Source organism: Faecalibacterium sp. BCRC 81149, assembly GCF_022750605.1.
GTDB classification, from domain to species: Bacteria; Bacillota; Clostridia; order Oscillospirales; family Ruminococcaceae; genus Faecalibacterium; species Faecalibacterium duncaniae.
Map to the genome: position 1 here is coordinate 354,794 of NZ_QXJA01000002.1, position 25,021 is coordinate 379,814.

Here is a 25,021-nt window from a genome sequence, read left to right on the forward strand (position 1 = left end):
AAGAGCAAAATTCGATTCCGAACGAAAAGAATTTGAGAGGAGTTTGTTACCATGGGTTTAGGTAAGAAAACGATCGACGATCAGAATTACTGCGGCAAGAAGGTCCTTGTCCGCTGCGATTTCAATGTCCCGATGAAGGACGGCGTGATCACCAACGAGAACCGCATCAATGCGGCTCTGCCCACCATCCAGAAGCTGGTCAACGATGGTGCTAAGGTCATCCTGTGCAGCCACCTGGGCAAACCCAAGAACGGCCCCGAGGCAAAGTTCAGCCTGGCACCCGTTGCTGTGGCTCTGAGCGCAAAGCTGGGCAAGACCGTTGTGTTCGCTGATGACGATAACGTTGTGGGCGAGAACGCAAAGGCTGCTGTTGCTGCAATGAACAACGGCGATGTCGTTCTGCTGCAGAACACCCGTTTCCGCAAGGAAGAGACCAAGAACATGCCTGAGTTCAGCCAGGAGCTGGCTTCTCTGGCAGATGCATACGTTGACGATGCATTCGGCAGCTGCCACCGTGCACACTGCTCCACCGCAGGTGTCACCGACTACATCAAGGATACCGCTGTCGGTTACCTGATGGAGAAGGAGATCAAGTACCTGGGCAACGCAGTCAACGATCCCGTCCGTCCCTTCACCGCCATCCTGGGCGGCGCTAAGGTCGCCGATAAGCTGAACGTCATCTCCAATCTGCTGGAGAAGGTCGATACCCTGATCATCGGCGGCGGCATGGCTTACACCTTCGTCAAGGCTCAGGGCTACGAGGTCGGCAAGAGCCTGTGCGACGATACCAAGCTGGATTACTGCAAGGAAATGATGGCCAAGGCCAAGGAGAAGGGCGTGAAGCTGCTGCTGCCCGTGGATGCAGCCTGCATCAAGGACTTCCCCGATCCCATCGACGCTCCCGTGGATGTCACTGTGGTGCCCGTCACCGCCATCCCTGCTGACATGGAGGGCTGCGACATCGGCCCCGAGACCATGAAGCTGTTTGCCGATGCTGTCAAGGCATCCAAGACCGTGGTGTGGAACGGCCCCATGGGCGTGTTCGAGAACCCCACCCTGGCAGCCGGCACTCTGGCTGTTGCCAAGGCTATGGCTGAGAGCGATGCTACCACCGTGATCGGCGGCGGCGACAGCGCAGCAGCTGTGCAGCAGATGGGCCTGGGCGACAAGATGACCCACATCTCTACCGGCGGCGGCGCTTCTCTGGAGTATCTGGAGGGCAAGGAGCTGCCTGGTATCGCTGTGATCCAGAACGCATAAGCATCTGAACCAGCATCACTGAGGTGCGGCGGCATATACGCCGCCGCACTTTTTATTTTGGGTAATAAGATCTCTCAGCCTTGCCGACGTTCGCCAGCCCCCATCCGGGAGGCAGGAGATGTCGTTTATCCTGCCTCTCCTGCCGGGAGAGGCGGCAACGAAGGCGGCGGAGAGATATTTTGATAAGGAGATCGTAAGAATGGATAAGGCAAAGCGTAAGGCAATCATTGCAGGCAACTGGAAGATGAACAAGACCGCCACTGAGGCAGCCAAGCTGGTGGATGAGCTGATCCCCGCCGTCAAGGATGCTTCCTGTGAGGTCGTTATCTGCACCCCCTACACCGATCTGGTCACCGCTGTGGAAAAGACCAAGGGCACCAACATCCATGTGGGTGCTGAGAATGTCCACTTTGAGAAGTCCGGTGCGTTCACCGGCGAGATCAGTGCCGATATGCTGGTGGATCTGGGTGTGGAGTACGTCATCGTCGGCCACTCCGAGCGCCGCCAGTACTTTGCAGAGACCGACCAGACCGTGAACAAGCGCGCTCTGGCTGCCCTGAATGCGGGCCTGAAGGTCATCATCTGCGTGGGCGAGAGCCTGCAGCAGCGCGAAGAGGGCGTGACCGAGGAGCTGGTGCGGATGCAGACCAAGATCGCCCTGCGCGACGTGACCGCCGAGCAGATGGCAAATGTGGTCATTGCCTACGAGCCCATCTGGGCCATCGGCACGGGCAAGACCGCGACCGCTGACCAGGCCGAGGAGGTCTGCGCTCAGATCCGCAAGGTCATCGGTGAAGTGTACGGCGAGGCTGTGGCCGAGGCTGTCACGGTCCAGTACGGCGGCAGCATGAACGCCAAGAACTGCGAGGAGCTGCTGAGCAAGAAGGATGTGGACGGCGGCCTGATCGGCGGCGCATCTCTGAAGGCTCCTGATTTTGCTGTTATCGTCAATGCCGCTTCCAACGGCTGAGAAAGCCCTCTGACCTGTTTTCCCAGCGCCCGGCTGCGCCGTTTTTCCAGCGCTGTGCCGGGCGCTATTTGTTCTAAATCAAAGGAGATTCAACGTTATGTCCAAGAAACCTGTACTTCTGTGCATCATGGATGGCTTTGGCTGGGTGCCCAACGAGACCTACGGCAATGCTGTGGTCGCCGCAAAGACCCCCCATCTGGATGCCCTGATGGCAAAATATCCCATGACCACCATCGATGCCTCCGGCATGGCTGTCGGCCTGCCCGATGGCCAGATGGGCAACTCTGAGGTGGGTCATACCAACATGGGCGCTGGCCGCATCGTTTACCAGCAGCTGACCCTCATCACTAAGTCCATCCGGGACGGTGAGATGTTCAAGAACCCCGTGCTGGTCAAGAACATGAAGGCCGCCATTGAGGCAGGCAAGGCCATCCACCTGATGGGCCTGGTGGGCACCGGCGGTGTCCACAGCCACGCTGACCACTGGTTCGGCGTGCTGGAAATGGCAAAGCACATGGGCGCAAAGGAAGTCTATCTGCACTGCATCACCGATGGCCGTGATACCGACCCCCACGCCGGCAAGGGCTTCCTGGCTGACCTGCAGGCCAAGCTGGATGAGCTGGGCGTTGGCAAGATCGCCAGCGTTTCCGGCCGTTACTACGCCATGGACCGCGACAACAACTGGGACCGCGAGGAGAAGGCTTACGCCGCATTCGTCTACGGTGAGGGCAACCACGCTGCCAACGCTGCCGAGGCCATTGAGGCATCCTATGCTGCCGATAAGACCGACGAGTTTGTTCTGCCCTGCGTCACCTGTGAGGGCGGCCGCGTGCAGGATGGCGATACCGTCATCTTTATGAACTTCCGTCCCGACCGTGCCCGCCAGATGACCCGCATCTTCTGCGATGACGACTTCAAGGGGTTCGAGCGCCGCGGCGGCCGCAAGCAGGTCAACTATGTCTGCATGGCCGAGTACGATGCCACCATGCCCAACTGCGAGGTCGCCTATCCTCCCGTGGAGCTGAAGAATGTTCTGGGCCAGTACCTGTCCGAGAACGGCAAGACCCAGCTGCGCATTGCCGAGACCGAGAAGTATGCACACGTCACCTTCTTCTTCAACGGCGGTGTGGAGGCTCCCTACGAGGGTGAGGACCGCTGCGTCATCCCCAGCCCGAAGGTTGCCACCTACGACCTGCAGCCTGAGATGAGCGCCCCTGAGGTGGCTGCTGAGTGCGTCAAGCGCATCGAGAGCGGCAAGTACGATGTGATCATCCTGAACTTTGCCAACTGCGACATGGTTGGCCACACCGGCGTGTTCGATGCCGCTGTCAAGGCTGTTGAGGCTGTGGATACCGCTGTGGATCAGGTGGTCACCGCTGTGCTGAACGCAGGCGGCTGCGCCTTTATCACGGCTGACCACGGCAACGCCGAGAAGATGATGAACCCGGACGGCACTCCCTTCACCGCCCACACCACCAACGTGGTGCCTTTTGTGGCCGTTGGCTGCGGCGATGTGAAGCTGCGCGAGGGCGGCTGCCTGGCAGATATCGCCCCCACCATGCTGCCCTATATCGGCCTGCCTGTCCCCGCTGAGATGACCGGTAAGAGCATCATCGTGGAGTAAGCACTCTGTAAAAGAGCTTTCCTGAAACGCAAAAAGACCTCCCCGTGCAGGTGCTGCCTGCATGGGGAGGTCTTTTGCTGTATTGCTTAGTAGTGCAGCTGGTCAGCGGTCAGTGCTTCCAGCACCGGCAGCATGGCGGCTGCCTCGGCCTTGGCGGCGGGCAGATCCATATCGCGGTAGTTGCCGCATTCCACCTCGCTGGCACCGGGGATATCCCCCTCAAAGGCGGCCATGAAGCGGAAGGAATCCACGGTCAACTCCAGTGCCTGCGCCGGGGTCAGCCCGCGGGTGAGCAGGTAGAAGCCGGTGCGGCAGCCCATGGGGCCAACATAGATCACGCCGTCCTTCACCGCGCTGTTGCGGGCGTAGGTGGCAAACAAGTGCTCCAGCGTGTGGGCGGCACCGGTGGTCAGATAATCGCCCTGGTTGGGCTTCTTCATCCGGATGTCCCAGGTCAGCACATCACCGTCCTGGCGGCTCAGGTACATGCCCCGGTCCAGTTTGGTGTGATCGACACAGAAGCTTGCAATGCGTTCCATGATGTTCTCCTTCAGGATCAGGCCTGCAGGCGCTGGACGCTGCCGTGGGCACAATCCACAGCGATATCCAGGCCGTCGCGGATGTGGCTGCAGGCACCTGCAGCACCCACGATGGTGGGTTTGAGCAGGGAGTTGCCCACGATGGCAGCGTGGCTGTTCAGGCCGGGCTCCTCAACCACCAGAGCGGCGGCATCGCGGACATAGCCCAGCATCTCGTTGGTGGTGGAGGGAACGACCAGCACCATGCCGGGGCGGAACTTTGCCTTGACCTCCTCCAGAGTGCGGCAGACGCAGGCCTTGCCGCTGGCGGAGACCAGATCGGTCTTGCTGCGGCCCACGCCTACACCGGTGGCCAGGCAGTTGCCCACCATGTGGATCTTGATCATGTTGGTGGTGCCGGAAACGCCCACGGGCACGCCTGCGGTCACAACGGCCAGCTCGCCGTTGTGCAGGTAGCCGTTCTTCTCGGCCAGAGCGGTGGACATCTCGATCAGCTCATCGGTGCTGTGGGCGGGGCCCATCAGCAGGGAAGTGATGCCCCAGCTCAGGGAGAGCTGACGCTGCACCTGCTCGTCCATGACGCAGGCAATGATGGGCTGCTTGGGGCGGTACTTGCTCAGCAGGCGGGCGGTGTTGCCGGATTCGGACACGGTGACGATGGCGGCAGCGTTCACGTCCTTGGCGGTCAGGCAGGCAGCATGAGCGGTTGCATCGCTGACGCTGATCTGGATCTCGGCGTGGCGCTGGGGGCGGTAGTGCTCCTCATTCTCGGTGCGCTCTGCAATGGCAGACATGGTCTTGAGGGCCTCCACGGGGTAGTCACCGGCAGCGGTCTCGCCGGACAGCATGATGGCGGAGGTGCCATCGTAGATGGCGTTTGCCACGTCGGAGATCTCGGCACGGGTGGGGCGGGGGTTGACCATCATGCTGTCCAGCATCTGGGTGGCAGTGACGATGGGCTTGCCGAAGGAGAAGGAGCGGTCGATGATGTCCTTCTGGATGCCGGGCAGCTCGGTGAAGTCGATCTCAACGCCCAGGTCACCACGGGCCACCATGACGGCATCGGCTGCGGAGAGGATGCTGTCGATGTTGTTCACGCCCTCACGGTTCTCGATCTTGGCAATGATGCGGATGTTGGAATCGTACTCGTTCAGCAGGTTGCGGATGTCGTACACATCCTGTGCGGTGCGCACAAAGGAAGCAGCGATGAAGTCAAAGCCGTTCTGCACGCCAAAGATGATGTCCTCGCGGTCCTTCTGGCTCAGGTAGGGCATGGACAGATGCACGCCGGGCACATTGACACCCTTTTTGGTTTTGATCTTGCCGCTGTTCAGCACGGTGCAGATGATGTCGGTGTCGGTGACCTGCTCAATGTGCAGCATGATCAGGCCGTCGTCCAGCATGATGGTGCCGCCGGGCTGCACATCCTGGGGCAGATCCTTGTAAGTGACGGAGCAGATCTCCTTGGTGCCCTCCACCTCGCGGGTGGTCAGGGTAAAGGTCTGGCCGGCTTCCAGCATCTCCACACCGTTCTTGAACTCCTTCAGGCGGATCTCGGGGCCCTTGGTGTCCAGCAGGGCGGCAACGGGCTTGCCCAGCTCCTCACGCAGCGCCTTCAGCTTTGCCAGACGGCCGCCGTGCTCCTCGTAGGAACCGTGGGAGAAGTTGAAACGGGCCACGTTCATGCCGTTTGCGATCAGGTCGCGCAGGACATCGCCCTTATCGGTAGAAGGGCCCAGGGTGCAGATGATCTTCGTTTTTCTCATAAAATACCTCCAATGTTCACGCTATAATGCTCTCTATCTTGACGCAGCAGCCCAAGCTGGCTGCTCTCTGGCGGGCAGTGATTGCTTTGCGCCCGCGGCGGCAGTATACGCCAATATGGCTGTTTCAACAAACCATACCACTATACATTATAAGCTCTTGGATACAATAGCGCAAGAAAAATCTTTGCAAAGAAACTGCTAAGATTTCATCAGGTTTGAACAAAAAACTTTCCACCACAAAGCGCTTGCATAACCGGCGGGATTTGCTTATAATGAGGGTAAGCAAAAGTGCGACTGTTCCGGGGCAGCCCCGGAGGAAAATGGAGTGAAAACATATGGAAAAGCGTGTATTTTTGATCGTACTGGACAGCTTTGGCATCGGCGCGGAGCCGGATGCAGCCGCCTTTGGCGACGAGGGCACCAACACGCTGGGGGCCATTGCAGGGCATCCCAATTTCAACTGCCCCAACCTGAAAAAGCTGGGCCTGTTCAACATTGACGGTGTGACCGCGGGCGAAAAGACCGACGCGCCCGCCGGTGCCTTTGCTCGTCTGCAGGAGCAGAGCATGGGCAAGGATACCACCATCGGCCACTGGGAGATCGCCGGTGCGGTCAGCCCGAACCCGCTGCCCACCTTCCCCAACGGCTTCCCGGAGGAGCTCATTCAGGAGTTTGAGGCAAAAACCGGCCACAAAGTCCTCTGCAATCTGCCCTATTCCGGCACCGAGGTGCTGAAGGACTACGGCGAGCAGGCCATGAAGGAAAATGCTCTCATCGTCTACACCAGCGCCGACAGCGTGTTCCAGGTGGCTGCCCACGAGGAGCTGGTGCCTGTGCACGAGCTCTACCGCTACTGCGAGATCGCCCGCGAGATGCTGAAGGGCGCGTACGGCGTGGGCCGTGTCATCGCCCGGCCCTTCCTGGGCAGCAGCGCCGAGACCTTCTACCGCACCACCAACCGCCACGACCTGAGCCTGAAGCCGCCCCGTGCCACCATGCTCGACCTGCTGAAGGAGGCCGGCAGGGATGTCATTGCCGTGGGTAAGATCTTTGATATCTTTGACGGACAGGGCGTGACCGAAAAGATCAAGACCACCGGCAACACCAATGGCATCGCCTTCACCAAGGCATTGCAGACCCGGGATTTCGAGGGCCTGGCCTTTGTGAATCTGGTGGATTTTGATATGCTCTACGGCCACCGCCGCGACGTGCCCGGCTATGCCGCCGCCGCCACCGAATTTGACCGCTTCCTGGCCGACTTCATCCCCGGGATGCGGGAGGGCGACCTGCTGATGATCACCGCCGACCACGGCTGCGACCCCTCCTACACCAAGACCACCGACCATACCCGCGAGTATGTGCCGTATCTGGTCTGCGGCAAGGGCGTGAAGCCCGGTGTGGACCTGGGCACCCGGCTCTGCTTTGGCACCATTGCACAGACCGTGTGTGAATATCTGGGTGTGGATGCTTCCAGCCTGGACGGCCACAGCGTGCTGCAGGAGATCCTGAAGTAATATCGGCCCTCTCAGTCATGCGACAGCGTGACCGAGAGGGCTATTTTTTGTGCAAAGTCTTGAACAATATAGTCAGTTGTGGTAGACTAGCACATGCACGCCCGGTGCGTACAAAGTTTACGCCGGGCGCAGGAATTGATATGGTTTCAGAATAGAAGGAGACTATCACATGAGAATCAATCGTACTCTGGGTCTGGCACTGACCGCTGCTGTGCTGGCTGTTGCCATGACTGGCTGCTCCAATAGTGCATCTTCCACCGCATCCTCCGCTGCTTCCAGCGAGGCTGCTTCCTCTGTGGCCGCTTCCAGCGAAGCTGCCGAGAGCGAGGTCGCTGCCGCCAGCGTTGTCAGCACCGAGGATCTGGATGTGAACGGCACCACCTACTCCGCTGACTGCTACGGCGAGTTCACCCTGTCCAACGGCGACACCATGAAGCTGTGGAAAGTGAAGGACGCTTACGCAGACCTGAGCGCTCTGCCCATGAAGGGCATGGCCGAGGAGTTCCCCATCGAGGCCGAGGCCGAGCAGATCTATGTTGCTGACGTGACCAGCAACGGCGAGACCACCCGCCAGTATCTGCGTACCGACAAGGCTGGCCGCAACGGCACTGTCTCTGTCAAGACCTTTGAGCTGGGCGACGCTGAGTAATCGCGCTTCCCTGTAAAATCAGCAGACAACAAGCCCCGGACCTTTTGCAAGGCCCGGGGCTTGTGCTGTTTTATCCTGTTTTATTCTCCGCTGCTGCTGGAACCGAACAGGGCATCCAGCACGGTGGAAGCGGCCTGATGCAGGGAGTTGGCAGCAGATTCCACCTGCTCCTGCGTGGGCAGAGAGATAGAAGGTGTTTCTGCTCCGCTGGTGGATCCACTGCTGGCTTCACTCTCAGCAGGTGCTTCGGTGGAAGCCTCGCTCTCGGCAGGCGCTTCGGGGGTGGGTTCTGCGGGCTGCTCATCGGCAGGCTGTTCCGCAGGCACGCTCTCGGCAGGTTCCTCCACAATGACGCTGTCGGGCGATTCCTCCACAGAGGTGCCCGCGTTGGGATCGGCCGTGGGGGTGTATACCTCGGTCTTTTCAGGGGTCTGCTGGGTATCGCTCACGGTGCCCTCGCCGCCCAGAACGGATGCGATCAGCTCCTTGGCCTGGTTGACGGAGTTCTCATCCGGCTTCATCACATAGAGGCTCTGACCCTTTGCGGAGTAGCACTGGGAGCTCTTGCCGCCGGTGCCGGTCACGGTATAGCTCTGAATATCCCAGTCAGACAGGCTTGCCAGCTGCATCCGCACCAGTGCGGAGATCTGCTCCTGAGAAAGGCTGGTCACAAAGCAGTCGGACACAGCATCCATCAGCTTGGAGAAGCTCATCAGCACGGTGGGAGATTTGATCTTGTTCATCATGGCATCGATGACTTTCATCTGGTTGATGCCGCGCTGGATATCGCCGGAGGCAAAGGCGTGACGTTCACGGGCAAAGGCCAGAGCACTCTTGCCGTCCAGATGGTTCCAGCCCTCGGCAAAGGTGGTGGGGTCATAGTAGCCGGGGCTGCCCACCGAGGTGAACGCCTGATCGGAGTAGACATCCACGCCGCCCACGGCATCGATGATGCTGATGAAGCCCGCAAAATTGATGCGGAGGTATTGGTCCACATTGACCCCGTACAGGTTGCCCAGGGTTGCCATGCTGGTCTCCACGCCGTACAGACCGGCATGGGTCAGCTTGTCCTTGCTGTTGGTGCCCGCCAGATCAACGTAGTAATCGCGGGGGGTGTTGATGAGCGCCACCCGTTTGGTGGAGGGGTTGACCACGGCAAGGATGTTCACATCGCTGCGGGCCTTTTCGGTCAGTTCGCCGCGGTTGTCCACACCGCTCAGGTAGACCACAAAGGGCTCCTTGGTGATTTTGTTGGCTTCGGTGCCGGTGACAAGGCCGGAGGTCACGTTATCCAGTGCACTCAGGCCCTGCTGAGCCCAGACACAGCCCAGTGCCAGAAAGGCGCACAGGAACACCGAGAACACCCGGGATACCTTGCGGGGGGCGCTGTACTCCTGGCAGCGCTTGACCAGCAGCCAGAACAGCACCAGCAGCGCCGCAATGATGACCAGATACAGCGCGGGCAGCATCTGGGTGCGCCAGAGCTGCAGGAAAGCCGCAATGCTCAGAATGGCTTGTACGATCAGCAAAACAGTACCTCGTTTCGGGTTGGCCGCGCCGGTATTTGCATCCGGCTTGCGGCGGGGGGGCTTTGACTCCGGGGCAGGCCCGCCGGAATGCTTCGGCGGCTTGGGCGGTGCAGGCGGCGGGGTGGGAGCGGCAGTTTCCGGCGCAAAAAAAGCCGCGCTGTCTACCTCCACAGTCTTTTCTTCCGGTGGGCGGTGGCCCCGGTGGATGTGCCGGGTGCTGTCATCGTCCGTGTGGGAACGGGAAGTTTCATCAAACATAGGAATTCTCCTTTTTGACATGTCCTCAGGCAAGGGGCACGATGGTCAGAACGGCCCGTGCCGGCAGGCAGGTGGCCGTCTGATCCTCCTGCGAGATCCAGCCAAAGCTTTCGCAGATGTGGTCAGGGCAGGGGGAATCAATGAACCGTGCCGCGCCGTCTTTGACCTCGATGTGCACCGTCAGATAGCCGGTGTCGATGTCATAGACGGCATCCTTGTCCAGAGAAATCTTCTGCACCGTGTTCGCATCGCCGTAGATCAGCTCCGCGCCCAGGGTGCTGCCGCTCTGCCCGGCACTGCGGAGGTAAAAAAGCACCCCCGCGATCACCAGAACAACTGCGGCGAACAGTAAATTGACCCAGAGATTTTTTTTCTGCTTCATGGCTCAGGCATCCTTCTGGGGGAACAGCTGTTCCAGCTCGGCCAGCCACAGGGCGGCGCAGGCATCGCTGGGCATCCGCCAGTCCCCGCGCGGCGAGAGGGTCACGCTGCCGATCTTGGGGCCGTCGGGCAGGCAGCTGCGCTTGAACTGCTGGGCAAAGAACCGCCAGTAGAAGTTGCGCAGCCACTTGTAAAGCACCGCGTCCGGGTATTCCTCCCGGCCTGCAAAGGCTGCCCTGGCCAGCCGGAAGATCTTTGCCGGGCCAAAGCCGAAGCGGAGCACATAATAAAGGTAGAAGTCGTGCAGTTCATAGGGGCCCACCAGATCCTCGGTGCGCTGTGCGATCTCACCGTTGTCCTTGGCGGGCAGCAGCTCGGGGGACACAGGGGTGTCGAGGATGTCCAGCAGCACCTCTTTCAGGGCCGGGGTGGCGGCAATGTCGGCTTCGTACCGGACAAGGTGGCGCACCAGCGTTTTGGGTACGCCTGCGTTCACGCCGTACATGCTCATGTGGTCGCCGTTGTAGGTGGCCCAGCCCAGGGCCAGTTCGGACAGGTCGCCGGTGCCCACCACCAGACCGCCGGTGCGGTTGGCAGTGTCCATCAGCTCCAGGGTACGCACGCGGGCCTGGCCGTTCTCGTAGGTCACGTCCAGCACGCTCTCGTCCTGGCCGATGTCCCGGAAGTGGCTGTGCACTGTGGCGGCAATGTCGATCTCGGTAAAGCTGACGTGCAGCTCGTCACAGAGGATCTCCGCATTGCTGCGGGTGCGCTTGGTGGTGCCGAAGCAGGGCATGGTCACGGCCAGCACATCGGTGGTGGGGCGGCTCAGCTGTTTCATGGCGCGGACAGCCACCAGCAGGGCAAGGCAGCTGTCCAGACCGCCCGAAATGCCGATGACGGCTGTTTTGGCGCGGGCGTGCTCAAGCCGCTTGGCCAGGCCATCGGCCTGCATCTTCAAAATCAGCTCACAGCGCTCGGCGCGCAGCTGCTCGTTGTGGGGGATAAAGGGGGTGGGGTCTACCCAACGGGTCAGCACGGTGTCGGTCAGGGTCAGGTCGAACTCCACGGTCTGGTAGCCCTCGGTGCTGGGCTCAAAGCTGGTGTTGCGTGCCCGCTCCAACTCCATCCGCTGGCAGTCCAGCTCTGTCTCGGCAAGGCCGCCCGCAAAGGGCTTCACCTCGGCCAGCAGGGTGCCGTTCTCGGCGATCAGGTCGTGGCCTGCGAACACCATGTCCTGGGTGCTCTCGCCGTGGCCTGCCGAGGCGTACAGGTAGCCGCAGAGCAGGCGGGCAGACTGGTTCTCCACCAGTGCCCGGCGGTACTCAGCCTTGCCTACCGTTTCATCGCTGGCCGAAAGGTTGGCGATGACGGTAGCGCCTGCCAGTGCGTGGAAGGTGGAGGGCGGCAGGGCGCTCCACAGATCCTCGCAGAGCTCCACGCCCAGCACAAAGCTGGGCATCTGGCGGCAGCGGAAGAGCAGGGAGGTGCCAAATGGGACATCCTGCCCGCAGACATTCACCCACTCCACCTCGGTGGAGCCGGGGGTGAACTGCCGCTTTTCATAGAACTCGCCGTAGTTGGGCAGGTACGTTTTGGGAACCAGACCCAGCAGCTGCCCGCGGCAGAGCACGGCAGCGCAGTTGTACAGCTTGCCCCGCACCATCAGGGGCAGGCCCACAAGGGCCACGGTGTCCAGCTCCCGGCTGGCATCCAGCAGCTCCTGCAGGCCGGTCAGGGCTCCCTGCTGCAGGGTGCGCTGCAAAAACAGGTCGCCGCAGGTATAGCCGGTCAGGCAGAACTCAGGGAACACGGCCAGCTTTACGCCGCGGGCGGCGGCGGCACGCAGCTCTGTGAGGATCTGCCGGGTGTTGTAGGCGCAGTCCGCCACCCGAAGCGCGGGCGAGAGGGCTGCTGCTTTCAAAAAACCATCTTTCATCGGAGGATTTCACATCCTGTCTCTCTTGTTTGCCCACGGCGAACAACTGTGCTCCCGTGGTGAGGATAGTATACCACACTCTGGCCAAAACGAAAAGAGGGCTGTTATCAACCTTCTCTATCCCTGCGCCTGACGGCGGGGCAAAGAAGGGTTCTAACAACCCCCTGCAGATACACCAAATGGAAAACGAGATGGACCGTAAGCCGGGTTCTGTATTAAACGACGATCTGTCTAGGCCTGCCATTGCTGACAGGCTCGTGCCGCCTTCGGGACACGCGAGCAGCGCTGTACGTCCCATATAGGCGTTGCTTCCGGTAGGGTTTACAAAGCCGCATAGTCACCCATGCGCTGGTGAGCTCTTACCTCGCCCTTTCATCCTTACCGCATTGCTGCGGCGGTTTCCTTTCTGTTGCACTTTCCCTGAGGTCACCCTCGGCTGCCGTTAGCAGTTACCGTGCTCTGTGAGGCCCGGACTTTCCTCAGAGCGGTCAAAGCCGCCCCGCCGCCGTATGTTCCACTCGTTTTCCGTTCCCCATGATACCATAAAAAAACAAGATTTGCAAGTGACGATGAAATTTGGTATAATAAATCTAAATATGGCGTGAAATTTTTGGGAGGGACAAAGGATGCAGCTGCTTTTCAATGTCCCGCCCGAAGCCGATGGCGTGCTGCTGCGCGGCTTTCTGCGCCGGTGTGCCGTCTCCACGGAGCTGGCCCGGGCGGTCAAATTCCATGGCAGCGGCTTTTTTGCGGACGATGTTCCCATTCTGGCCAACCGCCGTGTGCAGGCAGGGCAGGTGATCCGCTTTTCGCTGCCCGCCGACGGCCCCGGCGTGGAGCCGCAGCCTGAGATCCCGGTCAGGGTCGTTTACGAGGATGCTTTTGCCGTGGTGCTGGAAAAACCGCCCCATCTGGCGGTCCATCCCACCCTGAACTACCCCCGGGACACCCTGGCCAACGGCTATGCCGCCTGGGCGGCTGCCCACGGCGAAAGCCCGGTGTTCCGCCCGGTGAACCGGATCGATAAAGACACCAGCGGGCTGGTGCTGGCCGCAAAGAACGGCTATGCCGCGCCCCTGCTGGCCGAGGGCGTGGAAAAGCTCTATTACGCCATCGTGGAGGGTGAACTGCCCCTTGGCCCCGGGATCATCGATGCCCCCATCGGCCGGAGAGGGGACAGCATCATCGGGCGGTGTGTGACCCCCGAGGGCAAGCCCAGCCGCACCGAGTATACCATATTAAGGGCAGCGCAGGGCATGAGCCTTGCCGCCTGTGTCCCCGTGACGGGCCGCACCCATCAGATCCGGGTGCATTTTGCGTCCATCGGCCACCCGCTGGCTGGGGACGACCTTTACGGCGGGCACCGTGACCGCATTGCCCGGCAGGCGCTCCATTGCGCCCGGCAGAGTTTCCGGGTGCCGGCTTACACCAAGGTGCCCGGCGGCATCCGGTTGGAAACGCCGGTGGAGGAACACGCCCGCACCGTTGGAGTGGAGAGCCCCCTGCCCGAGGATATGCGGGCATTGCTGGATGCTGAAAATATGAAAATACGGTGAAACCTCTGTGAAAGCTCTGCCCAAATTTTGTGACAAGCCTTGTATCGGCCCGGGCAGAGTGTATAATTGATATGAATTTGTAACTTTCGACCCAAAACGTCAGGAAGGAGCAACCCCTTTTGATCGAAGAAAAAACAAAGGAGCCGCAGAGCCAGGCTCCTGCAGCGCCGGTGAAGGGCAGAGAAAAACTGCGAAGCTTCTGGGCAAAGGTCCAGATCTCCGGCCTGCTGCGGCGGCACCGTTTCCGCCGCAAAACGCAGCGGCACATGAATGATGTGGCCAAAAAGCTGCGGGCCAGTGCCGTGGTGCTGGCAGTTGGCGAGGCACTTTATGCACTGGGCTTTGCGGCAGAGTACATGGTGGTGCGCACAGGGCGCGGTATTGCTGCCGTGGCCCGCAGACTGGCCCGCTGGTGCAGGAATGCCCTGCATACCATCATTGCAACAGCCTTTCCCGGTGCGGCGCAGATGTTCAAGGATCTGCTGGCACCGCTTTACCTGTTTTTCAAGGGCCTCGGCGCTGTGGCGGCCCACGCCAACGATGTGCGCCGGGAGCGGGGCTTTGGTGCTTCCGTAAAAGCGGCCGGGCGCTATTTTGTGGGCGGGCTCAAGCGCAACCTGAGCCTGCTGCCCCGGACAGCAATGTACATCCTGCCCCTGTGTATGCTGGCCGTGTTCGTCACGGTCTGGAACAGGACGATGGCCCAGCCCTATGCGCTGGCTGTGCAGGTGAACGGCCAGACCGTTGGCTATGTGGCCAATGAGGAAGTGTTCAACCTCGCAAAAGAGGATGTGATGCAGCGCATCAACTACGCCGGTTCGGACAAGACCGAGCTGACCATCGAGCCGACCTATACCATCTCCGTGACCCACAAGACCATGGACGAGAGCGAGACGGCAAACGCCATTCTGCAGAGCGCCAGTGACCAGATCAGTGAGGGCACCGCTCTGTATCTGGATGGGGAGCTGACGGCAGTCTGCTCCGATGGTGACACCCTGCGCGGCTATCTGGAGAGCCTGCTGGCCCCCTACGAGGATCAGGCAGACGAGAATGTCAGCGTGGGCTTTAGCAAAAATGTGACGCTGGAAGATGGAGTCTATTTCAACGACAGCTTTGAGGATGACAATTCCATTGAGGATATGCTGACCGGCGTGCAGCAGCAGGAGAAGATCTACACGGTCAGGGCGGGCGATACCCTGTGGGCCATTGCCCAGAAGAACGACCTGACCTTCCGGGAGCTGTGTGCCCTGAATACGAATTTCAAGGGTGCTCCCCTGGCCGAGGACTCCAATATCCAGGAGGGCGACCAGCTGATCGTGACCAAGCAGGAGGCTCTGCTGGAAGTCCGCATCACCAAGGTGGAGACGCGGGAGGAGGAGATCCCCTTCGGCACCGAGACCACCCAGTCCAACGAGTACACCAAGGGAACCACCAAGACCCTGCAGGAGGGCCAGAATGGCCTGCGCCGCGTCACCATGCAGAACGTCTACGATACCAACGGCGTGCTGCTGGAGCAGACCATCCTTTCCACCGAGACCATCCGGGAGCCGGTGAACAAAAAGGTGGTCGTTGGCACCAAGAAGGTCACGAAGAACGGTGCGGCGGCATACATCGGCGGCAGCGGTCAGTTCATCTGGCCTGTGCCGGGCTACCGCAACTGCTCGCGCTGGTATGGCAGCGGCCACAAGGGCGTGGATATCTGTGCCTCTGCCGGTACGCCCATCTATGCATCGGCGGGCGGCACCGTGACCAAGGCGGGTTATAACAAGGCCGGTGCCGGTACGGGCTATGGTTATTCTGTGATCATCAGCCACTCCGGCGGCTATACCACGGTCTATGCCCACTGCCTGTCTCTGGCGGTCAGTGCGGGCCAGACCGTGCGGCAGGGCCAGCTCATCGGCTATGTGGGCAGCACGGGCCGCTCTTCCGGCAACCACTGCCACTTCGAGATCCGCCGCAACGGCTCGTACATCGCACCGCAGAGCGTGTTCTCCGGAAAGCGATAAATCAGAACAGAACCTCTCAGTCAATGCTTCGCATTGCCACCTCTCCTAATAGGAGAGGCAAGAGAGCGGAAGCATAAACTTGGCTCCCCTATCAGGCAACAACGACGACCGCCGCCAGTGGCGGATGAAGGGAGGCGTTGTTGGGGCAGCGGCCAGCAGGACACGAGTGCAATACTTTGCACGAAGTGGACGCTGGGAGCCGCAACTCGTATGCTGGCGTGAAGCGCCTGAGAGGTTTATTTTACAAACAAAAAGGAGAATGATTATGGCAACACCCCACATCAGCGCTGAAAAAGGCGATTTCGCAAAGACCGTCCTGATGCCAGGCGATCCGCTGCGGGCAAAGTTCATCGCGGATACCTTCCTCGAGGATGTCCGCCAGGTCACCGGTGTCCGTGGAATGCTGGGCTTTACCGGCACCTATGAGGGCCGCCCCATCAGTGTGATGGGCAGCGGCATGGGAATGCCCTCCATCGGCATCTACTCCTACGAGCTGTACAAGTTCTACGATGTGGACAACATCATCCGCATCGGCTCTGCCGGCAGCTACACCGACAAGGCCAGGCTGTTCGATGTGGTTCTGGCCGCCGGTGCCGTGAGCGAGAGCAACTATGCCCGGGTCCAGAGCGGCTTTGAGGGGGATCTCACCCTGCCCAGCCAGACCCTGAACGACAAGCTGCGCGCCTCCGCCGCAAAACAGGGCATCCCCCTGATCGAGGGCAACATCCATTCCTCCGATGTGTTCTATCGCCAGCCCTCCGATGAAAAGCCCACCTACTGGGAAAAGCTGCGGGATGAGCGCGGCTGCCTGTGTGTGGAGATGGAGAGCTTTGCCCTCTTCGCCAACGCTCAGGTCCTGGGCAAGAACGCCGCCTGCCTGCTGACCATCTCCGACAGCTTTGTCTCCCCGGAGATCACCACCGCCGAGCAGCGTCAGACCAGCTTCACCAACATGATGAAGGTCGCACTGGGCGCGGAGTACTGATTTGCATTCACAAAAAGGGTTGTTGTCACACGACAACAACCCTTTTATGTTTTAAGTGTCACTATAATGTCCGAAACAGGATGCGATAATGATATTGCCGTCCTGCTCTTTATAAACAATGCGGTGCGTATCGTCGATGCGGCGGCTCCACCATCCACTCAAATCACCTTTTAAGGGTTCGGGTTTTCCAATGCCCTCGTAGGAGTTCCGCTGGATGTCTTTCAGAAGTGTGTTGATACGCTTCAGCAGCTTTTTGTCTCGCGTCTGCCAAAGGCAGTAGTCCTCCCATGCTTCCTCTTCCCAAAGCAATCTCATTTAATCTACCTCAATCAGGTCGTGTTCGGTGAGTTTGGCCTTGCCGGTGTCGATATCGTGGACGATCTGGCGGAGATGATTGATGTTGCTTTCCGAGTAGAACGGGTCGGCGGAAACCTCAAAGGGAATGCGGTGCTCCCGGGAAACTTTTTTGGCGAAAATCGTGAATGCCGTTGTCATAGAAAGTCCCATCTCGGCGCAAACCTCTTCCATGCTGCGTTTCAGGTCTGGGTCCATCCGGAAGTTCACATTGACTGCATTTGCCATTCTAATACGCCTCCTTCTTGATTCTATTATATGCGTCTGTAATGAAAAATGCAAGAACTTTCGTTACATAATAAATGAACAACGAGAAATCTCTTGAAGAATTTGAGAACACGCCGTATAATTGAAGTGCAAAAGAGGGGATGAAAGATGAACGACTTTCAACCAAATCAGGATATCTGCCTTGTACCTTATTACCCAGCCTATGAAATTGCGCTTCCGTGGTATCGCGATGCAGAAACGTTTGTTTATACTTTAGAATGAAAAGGAGGCCCCTATGACCAATCTGACTTTAGACGAAAAGAAAGCCCTGATCCGGATGGCACTGGAAGCCCGGGAGCAGGCCTATGTGCCTTACTCCGACTTTATGGTGGGTGCCGCCCTGCGGGCCGAAGATGGCCGCATCTTCACCGGCTGCAATGTGGAAAACGCCGCTTTCACCCCCACCAGCTGCGCTGAGCGTACGGCCCTGTTCAAGGCGGTGAGCGAGGGCGTGACCCGCTTCACCGACATTGCCGTGGTGGGCTCCCGCCGCGGCGAGGTGAACAAGCAGATCACCTCGCCCTGCGGGGTCTGCCGTCAGGCGCTGTTTGAGTTCGGCGGACCGGAGCTGAATGTCATCATGGCAAAGACCCCCGATGATTTCATCGAGCGCAGCATGGACGAGCTGCTGCCCTTCGGCTTTGGCCCCTCCAACGTGGCGGGCAACAAAGCCGTGGAAGAATGAGGCGGGAAGCGGATATTTTGCCAAAATTGGTGAAGCAGTACGACTTTTACGCGAATTTTACAAAAAATCTGTAAAGATTTTGTAATCGGAAATGCCTTGCTTTCCTCACATGACCCGGCTATACTTGGGTTAGTAAATGTGCAAGTGTGCGCATTCCTATTGTAAAGCGCAATTTTTAATGTATAAAAAGGAGAGTTTTCTTATGATGATTTCTCGTCGTAACTTCCTGGCTGTGGCTGGCGCTGCAGCTGCTGCCGCTGCTCTGACCGCCTGCGGTGGTTCTTCCTCTTCCACCAGCACCGCTTCTTCCACTGCTTCTTCTGCAGCTTCTGAGGCTGCCAGCAAGATCGCAAAGGTCGCTTTGACCTGCGATACCGGCACGATCGATGACGAGAGCTTCAACCAGGCTTGCTGGAGCGCTGTTTCCAGCTACATGGGCGATGACTGCCAGTACTACATCCCCGAGGCTGATGCTTCCGATGAGGATCGTGAGACCATGATCCGTCAGGCTGTCAACGACGGCGCTGAAGTCATTGTCTGCGTCGGCTACCTGTATGGCGCTTCTCTGGCATGGGCTGCTGAGCAGTACCCCGATGTCAAGTTCATTGCTATCGATGTCACCCAGGGCGATATCGGCACCGATGAGATCCCCTCCAACTGCTACTGCATCACCTTCAAGGAGGAGCAGGCAGGCTATCTGGCAGGTTACGCCATTGCCAAGGACGGCAAGACCAAGCTGGGCTTCCTGGGCGGCATGGCTGTTCCCGCTGTCATCCGTTACGGCTACGGCTTTGTGCAGGGCGCTGATGCTGCTGCTCAGGAGCTGGGTCAGAACATCGACATCAACTACTTCTACGGCGGCCAGTTCTACGGCGATGCCAACATCACCTCCCGTATGGAGGGCTGGTACTCCAACGGCACTCAGGTCGTCTTTGCCTGCGGCGGCGGCATCTACACCTCCGCTGTTGAGGCTGCTCTGAAGAACAACGGCTACGTCATCGGCGTTGACGTTGACCAGAACTACATCGGTGCAAACGGTGTTGCTGACGGCACCTATGCTTACAACCCGTTCATCACCTCCGCTATGAAGGGCCTGTCCGAGGCTGTTTCTACTTCTCTGTCCGACATCGAGGCAGGCGAGTGGAGCACCATCGCAGCAACCAACGGCAACTTTGGTCTGGAGGACGGCGATTACGTCGGCCTGCCCACCGCTGAGGACAGCTGGAACTTCGAGACCTTCACGGTTGAGGAGTACGAGGAGCTGAAGCAGAAGATCGCTTCCGGCGAGATCGTTGTTGACAACAGCTCTGACGATGCTACCAAGCCCACCGTCAGCGAGTTCACCAACGTCACCTACATCCAGTAAAATTTGAACAGTCCGCAAGGGCTGCAGGGAACGACCCTCTCCGTCATTGCCGCCAGGCTTTGACGGAGAGGGTCGTTTTTGTCTCGCGAAAAATCGTGCAGCTTGCACAAAAGTAATACTTATAAGAGCACATCCCGCCAAAAAATCAAAAAGAAGTGTGCAAAACCGCAAAAATACGGTATAATGGTACACAGAATAGTACAGGTGTCGATTTGACACGAAAGGAGAGTGAGCAGATTGGCAGAGGATTTTGTGATCGAGATGCTCCACATTACCAAGGAGTTCCCTGGAATCAAGGCAAACGATGATATCACCCTGCAGCTGCGCAAGGGCGAGGTACATGCCCTGCTGGGCGAGAACGGTGCTGGCAAAAGTACGTTGATGAGCGTGCTGTTCGGCTTGTACCAGCCGGAGGCCGGTAAGATCCTCAAGAACGGCAAGGAGGTCGCCGTCCGCAACCCCAACGATGCCAACGCACTGGGCATCGGCATGGTGCACCAGCACTTCAAGCTGGTGGAATGCTTCAGCGTGCTGGACAACATCATTCTGGGCGTGGAGCCCAATAAGATGGGCTTTTTGCAGAAGGCTGAGGCCCGCAAGAAGGTCGTGGCCCTGAGCGAGAAGTACGGCCTGCGTGTGGACCCCGATGCACTCATCAGTGATATCTCGGTTGGTATGCAGCAGCGTGTTGAGATCCTGAAGATGCTCTACCGCGACAACGAGATCCTGATCTTTGATGAGCCCACTGCTGTTCTGACCCCGCAGGAGATCGACGAGCTGATGGAGATCATGCGCGGGTTCAAGAAGGAAGGCAAATCCATCCTCTTCATCACCCACAAGCTCAACGAGATCATGGCAGTGGCAGATCGCTGCACGGTTCTGCGCAAGGGCAAGTATATGGGCACTGTGGACATCAAGGACACCACCAAGGAAGAGCTCTCCCGCATGATGGTCGGCCGCGATGTTCAGCTGCAGGTGGACAAAAAGCCCGCCGCCCCCGGCGAGGTGGTGCTGGACGTGCAGAACGTTACCATGCACAATGCCCAGCACAAGAAGGATGCCGTCAAGAACGTCTCTTTCCAGGTGCGTGGCGGTGAGATCGTCTGTCTGGCAGGCATCGAGGGCAACGGCCAGACAGAGTTTGTCTACGGCTTGACTGGTCTGGAAAAGTTCAGCAGCGGCAAGGTGCTGCTGGACGGCAAGGAGATCACCAACGAGAGCATCCGTCAGCGCTCCAAGGACGGCATGAGCCATATCCCTGAGGACCGCCACAAGCATGGTCTGGTGCTGGATTACAGCCTGGAGAACAACATGGTGCTCCAGCGCTACTGGCAGCCCGAGTTCCAGCACAACGGCTTTATCCGCAGTGAAAAGGTGCGGGAGTACTCTGATAAGCTGATCGCCCAGTATGACGTGCGCAGCGGCCAGGGCAGCGCCACCATCGTGCGCAGCATGTCCGGCGGCAACCAGCAGAAGGCGATCATTGCCCGTGAGATCGACAAAGACCCCAAGCTGCTGGTGGCAGTGCAGCCCACCCGCGGTCTGGATGTCGGTGCCATTGAGTATATCCACAAGCAGATCGTGGATGAGCGCGACAGGGGCAAGGCCGTGCTGCTGGTCAGTCTGGAGCTGGATGAGGTGATGAACCTTTCTGACCGGATCCTTGTGATGTACGAGGGTGAGATCGTGGGCGAGTTTGACCCCAAGACCACCACAGTCCAGGAGCTGGGCCTGTACATGGCCGGTGCCCGCAAGCAGGGAAAGGAGTAAGCAGAAATGAAAAACAAAAAACTTTCCCACAACGGGCTGCAGGGTTCTGTCACCAGCGTGATGGCTGCTCTGCTGTGCATCCTGATCGGTCTGGCTGTGGGCTTCCTCGTGCTGCTGGCCATCAACCCGGCCCACGCATGGGCAGACGGTTTTGTCCGCATCCTCAAGGGCGGCTTCCATGATGCCCCCTATGGTGTCGGCAAGGAACTGGCCAACGCCGCGCCCCTGATCATGACCGGCCTTTCCGTGGGCTTTGCCTTCAAGACCGGCCTGTTCAACATCGGTGCCGCCGGTCAGTACACGCTGGGCGCTTACGGTGCCCTCTACTGCGCCATCATGCTCAAGCTGCCCTGGTTCGTCTGCCTGCTGGCTGCGGCCATTCTGGGCGGTCTGTGGGGTGCCATCCCCGGTTTCTTCAAGGCCTACTTCAACATCAACGAGGTCATTACCTCCATCATGTTCAACTGGATCGGCCTGTACCTTGTCAATGAGCTGGTCTACCAGAACGGCACCGGCCCCATGTATGATGTGCGCAACACCCGCACCCTGAACCTGGGCAAGAACGCGGATCTCGCCCAGTCTGTCATCCCGGACTTCGGCCTGAACAAGCTGTTCCAGACCAATAGCACCACCATTGCCATCTTCCTGGCCGCTGTGGTGGCCATCCTGATCTGGGTGGTGCTGAACAAGACCACCTTTGGCTATGAGCTGAAGGCGGTCGGCCTGAATAAGAGTGCTGCCCGCTACGCCGGTATCAACGAAAAGAAGAACATCATCCTCTCCATGGCCATTGCCGGTGCGCTGGCAGGCTTTGGCGCGGGCCTGTTCTACCTGTCCAACGTGGGCCAGTGGAACCCCCTGAACTCCACCAGCCTGCCCGCCATGGGCTTCAACGGCATCTCCGTTGCCCTGCTGGCAAGCTCTAACCCCATTGGCACCATCTTCTCGGCCCTGTTCATCTCCCACATCTCGGTGGGCGGCACCTTCCTTTCCACCAAGTATTATCCCACGGAGATCGCCGACCTGATCAGCGGCATCATCATCTACCTGTGTGCATTCTCCATGCTGTTCCGCGGCAAGATCCAGAAGCTGCTGTTCAAGAATGCGGACAAGACCAATGTGAACGCAGAGCCTGCCCCGGCGGAAAAGGCCAACGCGAAGAAGGAGGGCAAGTAAGATGCTGCTTTTGATCAAATATACCCTGCTGTATGGCATCGTCCTGATGCTGGTGGCACTGGGCGGTATGTTCAGTGAGCACTCCGGCATCATCAACATCGCGCTGGAAGGCATCATGGTCATCGGCGGTGTGGCGGGTGTTCTGACCCTGACCATGCTTCCGGCCGACATGTCGCCGTTCCTGGTGGTGCTGATCTCGGTCCTGGTGGCTGCGCTGGCCGGTATCGTGTACAGCCTGCTTCTGGCCTTTGCTTCCATCAACCTGAAAGCGGACCAGACCATCGGCGGCACGGCCCTGAACCTGCTGGCCACCGCCATTGCCGTGGTCATTGCCAAGTATTTCAGCGACAGCGGCAGCGCCAAGCTGAACTATTCCAACAAGCCGTTCCTGTTCAGCATCGGCGGCCTGGAGCTGAGCATCTTTGTGCCGCTGGGCATCGTGCTGCTCGTCATCAGCTATGTGGTGCTGTACAAGACCCGCTTCGGTCTGCGCCTGCGCGCCTGCGGCGAACATCCTCAGGCAGCCGATTCTGTGGGCATCAACGTCTACAAGATGCGCTACGCGGGTGTGCTGCTTTCCGGTGCGCTGGGCGCTATCGGCGGTCTGGCATATATCGTGCCCCCGGTGCAGACCTGGAACTTTGAGGTCGGCGTGGCTGGCGCGGGCTTCCTTGCACTGGCTGTTATGATCTTTGGCCAGTGGAAGCCCTTCAACATCTGTGCCGCCGCCATGTTCTTTGCCGTGTTCAAGAGCCTGGCAAACATTGCGGACTCCACCTTCCTGGCGCAGCTCCACTGGTCCAGCAACATCTATAACATGATGCCGTTTATCGCATCCATGATCATTCTGGCCTTTACCTCCAAAAACAGCATGGCCCCCAAGGCTGAGGGTATCCCTTACGACAAGGGTTCCCGCTGAGCGAGGTTTGTTCCAAGGGCGCAGCTGCTTTTCCGGGCAGCTGCGCCCTTGGTGTTCAAAACCCGGCAAAGGAGACGGAATGTGGATTGCCTTTATCAAAAAGTCTGTTATAATGGAATTTATTGAAAGTCATACTGTCAGACAGGAGAATTGCGATGCGTATTTATGATCTGATCGCGAAAAAGCGCGATGGCGGTACCCACACCCGGGAAGAGCTGGAAGCCATTGTCAACGGCTTTGTCAGCGGGGAAGTGGCCGATTACCAGATGGCTGCCTGGATGATGGCGGTCTACCTGCGCGGCATGACCAACGAAGAAACAGCCGAGCTGACGGACGTGATGGCCCACAGCGGCGTGATGGTCGATCTTTCCCCCATCCCCGGCATCAAGGTGGATAAGCACTCCACCGGCGGCGTGGGCGATAAGACCACCCTTGTGATCGCCCCTGTGGTGGCGGCCTGCGGTGTAAAGATCGCCAAGATGAGCGGCCGCGGCCTGGGCCATACCGGCGGCACCATTGATAAAATGGAGAGCGTGCCCGGCACCAGAACTGCCCTTTCGCAGGAGGAGTTCTTTGCCCAGGTGAACAAGATCGGGCTGTCGGTCATTGGCCAGAGCGAGGGCATTGCCGTGGCGGATAAGAAGATGTACGCCCTGCGGGATGTGACCGCCACGGTCAGCTGCATCCCTCTCATTGCCTCCTCCATCATGTCCAAGAAGCTGGCCTCCGGCTCTGATGCCATCCTGCTGGATGTGACCACCGGCACCGGTGCCTTTATGAAGACCGTGGACCAGAGCATTGAGCTGGCTGAGCTGATGGTCGCCATCGGCACCCACCATGGCCGCCGGGTGGCCGCCATGATCACCGATATGGACACCCCGCTGGGCCGCAACATCGGCAACAGCCTTGAGGTCATGGAGAGCATGGACGTGCTCAAGGGCAAGGGCCCTGCCGACCTGACCGAGGTCTGCCTGCAGCTGGCCGCCAATATGCTGGTGCTGGCAGGCAAGGGGAGCCGCGACGCGTGCCGCGCCATGGCCGAGGCTGTGATCGCGGACGGCTCTGCCTTTGCCAAGTGCAAGGAGATGTTTGCGGCCCAGGGCGGCGACACCCGTGTGCTGGACGATTACAGCCTGTTTGAGCAGCCCGTAGCCAGCTTTGAGCTGCTGGCTGAGCAGGACGGCTACATCGTGGCCAACGATGCCGAGAAGATCGGCTCTGCCAGTGTGCTGCTGGGCGCTGGCCGCCAGAAGAAGGGAGACCCGCTGGACTTTGCGGCCGGCATCACCCTGCACAAAAAGCGCGGCGATTATGTGCACAAGGGCGAAAGCCTGGCCACCTTCTACGGTGCGGCAGATAAGTTTGAGGCCGCTGCTGCGGAGTACCGCAGCGGTCTGGTCTATGGTGCGGAAAAGCCCGAGGAGGCCCCGCTGGTCTACGCCCTTGTCACCAAGGACGGCGTGGAGCGCTACTGAGAAAGCATCCTTCCCGCAAGGCGGGAGGGACGG

Annotated in this window: 21 protein-coding genes and 1 other RNA gene; 14 read left to right on the forward strand and 8 right to left on the reverse strand. The window is 59.3% G+C overall.

Annotated elements, in window-relative coordinates; all coding sequences use genetic code 11:
• The first annotated feature begins 51 nt into the window (after positions 1-51).
• From D3F01_RS04550 to gpmI, 3 genes are all read left to right on the forward strand, one after another.
• Positions 52-1,260, forward strand: coding sequence for a phosphoglycerate kinase (locus D3F01_RS04550; RefSeq protein WP_097773591.1), 1,209 nt, complete (start codon positions 52-54; stop codon positions 1,258-1,260).
• 199 nt (positions 1,261-1,459) lie between these two features.
• Positions 1,460-2,230, forward strand: a complete 771-nt coding sequence (tpiA, locus tag D3F01_RS04555; RefSeq protein ID WP_005931061.1) for a triose-phosphate isomerase — start codon at positions 1,460-1,462, stop codon at positions 2,228-2,230.
• Between the two features lie 97 nt (positions 2,231-2,327).
• Positions 2,328-3,854, forward strand: coding sequence for a 2,3-bisphosphoglycerate-independent phosphoglycerate mutase (gene gpmI / locus D3F01_RS04560; protein WP_242886200.1), 1,527 nt, complete (start codon positions 2,328-2,330; stop codon positions 3,852-3,854).
• A gap of 86 nt (positions 3,855-3,940) precedes the next feature.
• Here gpmI and D3F01_RS04565 read toward each other — a convergent pair whose 3' ends face one another.
• Together D3F01_RS04565 and pyk are read right to left on the reverse strand one after the other, a co-directional pair.
• Positions 3,941-4,393: an S-ribosylhomocysteine lyase gene (locus D3F01_RS04565; protein WP_097770351.1), complete on the reverse strand. Its 453-nt coding sequence runs from the start codon at positions 4,391-4,393 to the stop codon at positions 3,941-3,943.
• A gap of 17 nt (positions 4,394-4,410) precedes the next feature.
• Positions 4,411-6,159 carry a pyruvate kinase gene (pyk, locus tag D3F01_RS04570; RefSeq protein ID WP_242886208.1) on the reverse strand — a complete coding sequence of 583 codons (1,749 nt, stop codon included), beginning with the start codon at positions 6,157-6,159 and terminating at the stop codon, positions 4,411-4,413.
• A gap of 335 nt (positions 6,160-6,494) precedes the next feature.
• Here pyk and D3F01_RS04575 point away from each other — a divergent pair, with 335 nt between their 5' ends.
• Both D3F01_RS04575 and D3F01_RS04580 read left to right on the forward strand, forming a co-directional pair.
• The gene (locus tag D3F01_RS04575; protein WP_242886210.1) at positions 6,495-7,673 is read left to right on the forward strand and encodes a phosphopentomutase; all 1,179 of its coding nucleotides are present in this window, start codon (positions 6,495-6,497) and stop codon (positions 7,671-7,673) included.
• A 169-nt stretch (positions 7,674-7,842) separates the two neighbouring features.
• Positions 7,843-8,322, forward strand: coding sequence for a hypothetical protein (locus D3F01_RS04580; RefSeq protein WP_181967566.1), 480 nt, complete (start codon positions 7,843-7,845; stop codon positions 8,320-8,322).
• 80 nt (positions 8,323-8,402) lie between these two features.
• Here D3F01_RS04580 and D3F01_RS04585 read toward each other — a convergent pair whose 3' ends face one another.
• From D3F01_RS04585 to rnpB, 4 genes are all read right to left on the reverse strand, one after another.
• A complete protein-coding gene (locus tag D3F01_RS04585) occupies positions 8,403-10,109 on the reverse strand; it encodes an LCP family protein (protein ID WP_242886212.1) in 1,707 nt (568 codons plus the stop codon).
• A gap of 25 nt (positions 10,110-10,134) precedes the next feature.
• The gene (locus D3F01_RS04590; RefSeq protein ID WP_117504707.1) at positions 10,135-10,491 is read right to left on the reverse strand and encodes a NusG domain II-containing protein; all 357 of its coding nucleotides are present in this window, start codon (positions 10,489-10,491) and stop codon (positions 10,135-10,137) included.
• A gap of 3 nt (positions 10,492-10,494) precedes the next feature.
• On the reverse strand, positions 10,495-12,429 hold the full coding sequence (locus D3F01_RS04595) for an NAD(+) synthase (RefSeq protein ID WP_242886214.1): 1,935 nt from the start codon (positions 12,427-12,429) through the stop codon (positions 10,495-10,497).
• A 183-nt stretch (positions 12,430-12,612) separates the two neighbouring features.
• Positions 12,613-12,950, reverse strand: an RNA gene (rnpB, locus tag D3F01_RS04600) — RNase P RNA component class A.
• A 105-nt stretch (positions 12,951-13,055) separates the two neighbouring features.
• Between rnpB and D3F01_RS04605 the strand changes: the two genes are divergently transcribed.
• The 3 genes from D3F01_RS04605 (at position 13,056) to deoD (ending at position 16,976) form a co-directional block, all read left to right on the forward strand.
• Positions 13,056-13,985: an RluA family pseudouridine synthase gene (locus D3F01_RS04605; RefSeq protein WP_242886216.1), complete on the forward strand. Its 930-nt coding sequence runs from the start codon at positions 13,056-13,058 to the stop codon at positions 13,983-13,985.
• A gap of 119 nt (positions 13,986-14,104) precedes the next feature.
• On the forward strand, positions 14,105-15,991 hold the full coding sequence (locus tag D3F01_RS04610; protein ID WP_242886218.1) for a M23 family metallopeptidase: 1,887 nt from the start codon (positions 14,105-14,107) through the stop codon (positions 15,989-15,991).
• A 265-nt stretch (positions 15,992-16,256) separates the two neighbouring features.
• Entirely contained in the window at positions 16,257-16,976 is a 720-nt protein-coding gene (deoD, locus tag D3F01_RS04615) for a purine-nucleoside phosphorylase (RefSeq protein WP_242886220.1), read from the forward strand.
• A 51-nt stretch (positions 16,977-17,027) separates the two neighbouring features.
• On the opposite strand, the gene D3F01_RS04620 is transcribed toward deoD, so the two are convergent.
• Together D3F01_RS04620 and D3F01_RS04625 are read right to left on the reverse strand one after the other, a co-directional pair.
• Positions 17,028-17,291, reverse strand: coding sequence for a Txe/YoeB family addiction module toxin (locus tag D3F01_RS04620; RefSeq protein ID WP_097773600.1), 264 nt, complete (start codon positions 17,289-17,291; stop codon positions 17,028-17,030).
• On the reverse strand, positions 17,292-17,558 hold the full coding sequence (locus D3F01_RS04625) for a type II toxin-antitoxin system RelB/DinJ family antitoxin (RefSeq protein ID WP_005931018.1): 267 nt from the start codon (positions 17,556-17,558) through the stop codon (positions 17,292-17,294).
• Between the two features lie 274 nt (positions 17,559-17,832).
• On the opposite strand from D3F01_RS04625, the gene D3F01_RS04630 reads away from it, so the two are divergent.
• From D3F01_RS04630 to D3F01_RS04655, 6 genes are all read left to right on the forward strand, one after another.
• A complete protein-coding gene (locus tag D3F01_RS04630) occupies positions 17,833-18,282 on the forward strand; it encodes a cytidine deaminase (protein ID WP_005931014.1) in 450 nt (149 codons plus the stop codon).
• Positions 18,283-18,484: 202 nt separating this feature from the next.
• A complete protein-coding gene (locus tag D3F01_RS04635) occupies positions 18,485-19,648 on the forward strand; it encodes a BMP family ABC transporter substrate-binding protein (RefSeq protein ID WP_242886222.1) in 1,164 nt (387 codons plus the stop codon).
• A gap of 261 nt (positions 19,649-19,909) precedes the next feature.
• Positions 19,910-21,418 carry an ABC transporter ATP-binding protein gene (locus D3F01_RS04640; RefSeq protein ID WP_242886421.1) on the forward strand — a complete coding sequence of 503 codons (1,509 nt, stop codon included), beginning with the start codon at positions 19,910-19,912 and terminating at the stop codon, positions 21,416-21,418.
• A gap of 6 nt (positions 21,419-21,424) precedes the next feature.
• Positions 21,425-22,594, forward strand: a complete 1,170-nt coding sequence (locus tag D3F01_RS04645; protein WP_097770340.1) for an ABC transporter permease — start codon at positions 21,425-21,427, stop codon at positions 22,592-22,594.
• A 1-nt stretch (position 22,595) separates the two neighbouring features.
• The gene (locus D3F01_RS04650; protein ID WP_097770339.1) at positions 22,596-23,513 is read left to right on the forward strand and encodes an ABC transporter permease; all 918 of its coding nucleotides are present in this window, start codon (positions 22,596-22,598) and stop codon (positions 23,511-23,513) included.
• Positions 23,514-23,668: 155 nt separating this feature from the next.
• Entirely contained in the window at positions 23,669-24,988 is a 1,320-nt protein-coding gene (locus tag D3F01_RS04655) for a thymidine phosphorylase (RefSeq protein ID WP_242886224.1), read from the forward strand.
• Positions 24,989-25,021: the final 33 nt, after the last annotated feature.

What these genes read in the sequence shown, in the direction of transcription:
- D3F01_RS04590 (WP_117504707.1), bottom strand. Translation starts at nt 10,491, where the DNA reads ATGAAGCAGAAAAAAAATCTCTGGGTCAATTTACTGTTCGCCGCAGTT.
- D3F01_RS04550 (WP_097773591.1), top strand. Translation starts at nt 52, where the DNA reads ATGGGTTTAGGTAAGAAAACGATCGACGATCAGAATTACTGCGGCAAG.
- D3F01_RS04605 (WP_242886216.1), top strand. Translation starts at nt 13,056, where the DNA reads ATGCAGCTGCTTTTCAATGTCCCGCCCGAAGCCGATGGCGTGCTGCTG.
- D3F01_RS04655 (WP_242886224.1), top strand. Translation starts at nt 23,669, where the DNA reads ATGCGTATTTATGATCTGATCGCGAAAAAGCGCGATGGCGGTACCCAC.
- D3F01_RS04635 (WP_242886222.1), top strand. Translation starts at nt 18,485, where the DNA reads ATGATGATTTCTCGTCGTAACTTCCTGGCTGTGGCTGGCGCTGCAGCT.
- gpmI (WP_242886200.1), top strand. Translation starts at nt 2,328, where the DNA reads ATGTCCAAGAAACCTGTACTTCTGTGCATCATGGATGGCTTTGGCTGG.
- D3F01_RS04640 (WP_242886421.1), top strand. Translation starts at nt 19,910, where the DNA reads ATGCTCCACATTACCAAGGAGTTCCCTGGAATCAAGGCAAACGATGAT.
- D3F01_RS04620 (WP_097773600.1), bottom strand. Translation starts at nt 17,291, where the DNA reads ATGAGATTGCTTTGGGAAGAGGAAGCATGGGAGGACTACTGCCTTTGG.
- D3F01_RS04645 (WP_097770340.1), top strand. Translation starts at nt 21,425, where the DNA reads ATGAAAAACAAAAAACTTTCCCACAACGGGCTGCAGGGTTCTGTCACC.
- D3F01_RS04630 (WP_005931014.1), top strand. Translation starts at nt 17,833, where the DNA reads ATGACCAATCTGACTTTAGACGAAAAGAAAGCCCTGATCCGGATGGCA.
- tpiA (WP_005931061.1), top strand. Translation starts at nt 1,460, where the DNA reads ATGGATAAGGCAAAGCGTAAGGCAATCATTGCAGGCAACTGGAAGATG.
- D3F01_RS04575 (WP_242886210.1), top strand. Translation starts at nt 6,495, where the DNA reads ATGGAAAAGCGTGTATTTTTGATCGTACTGGACAGCTTTGGCATCGGC.
- D3F01_RS04595 (WP_242886214.1), bottom strand. Translation starts at nt 12,429, where the DNA reads ATGAAAGATGGTTTTTTGAAAGCAGCAGCCCTCTCGCCCGCGCTTCGG.
- D3F01_RS04565 (WP_097770351.1), bottom strand. Translation starts at nt 4,393, where the DNA reads ATGGAACGCATTGCAAGCTTCTGTGTCGATCACACCAAACTGGACCGG.
- deoD (WP_242886220.1), top strand. Translation starts at nt 16,257, where the DNA reads ATGGCAACACCCCACATCAGCGCTGAAAAAGGCGATTTCGCAAAGACC.
- pyk (WP_242886208.1), bottom strand. Translation starts at nt 6,159, where the DNA reads ATGAGAAAAACGAAGATCATCTGCACCCTGGGCCCTTCTACCGATAAG.
- D3F01_RS04650 (WP_097770339.1), top strand. Translation starts at nt 22,596, where the DNA reads ATGCTGCTTTTGATCAAATATACCCTGCTGTATGGCATCGTCCTGATG.
- D3F01_RS04585 (WP_242886212.1), bottom strand. Translation starts at nt 10,109, where the DNA reads ATGTTTGATGAAACTTCCCGTTCCCACACGGACGATGACAGCACCCGG.
- D3F01_RS04625 (WP_005931018.1), bottom strand. Translation starts at nt 17,558, where the DNA reads ATGGCAAATGCAGTCAATGTGAACTTCCGGATGGACCCAGACCTGAAA.
- D3F01_RS04580 (WP_181967566.1), top strand. Translation starts at nt 7,843, where the DNA reads ATGAGAATCAATCGTACTCTGGGTCTGGCACTGACCGCTGCTGTGCTG.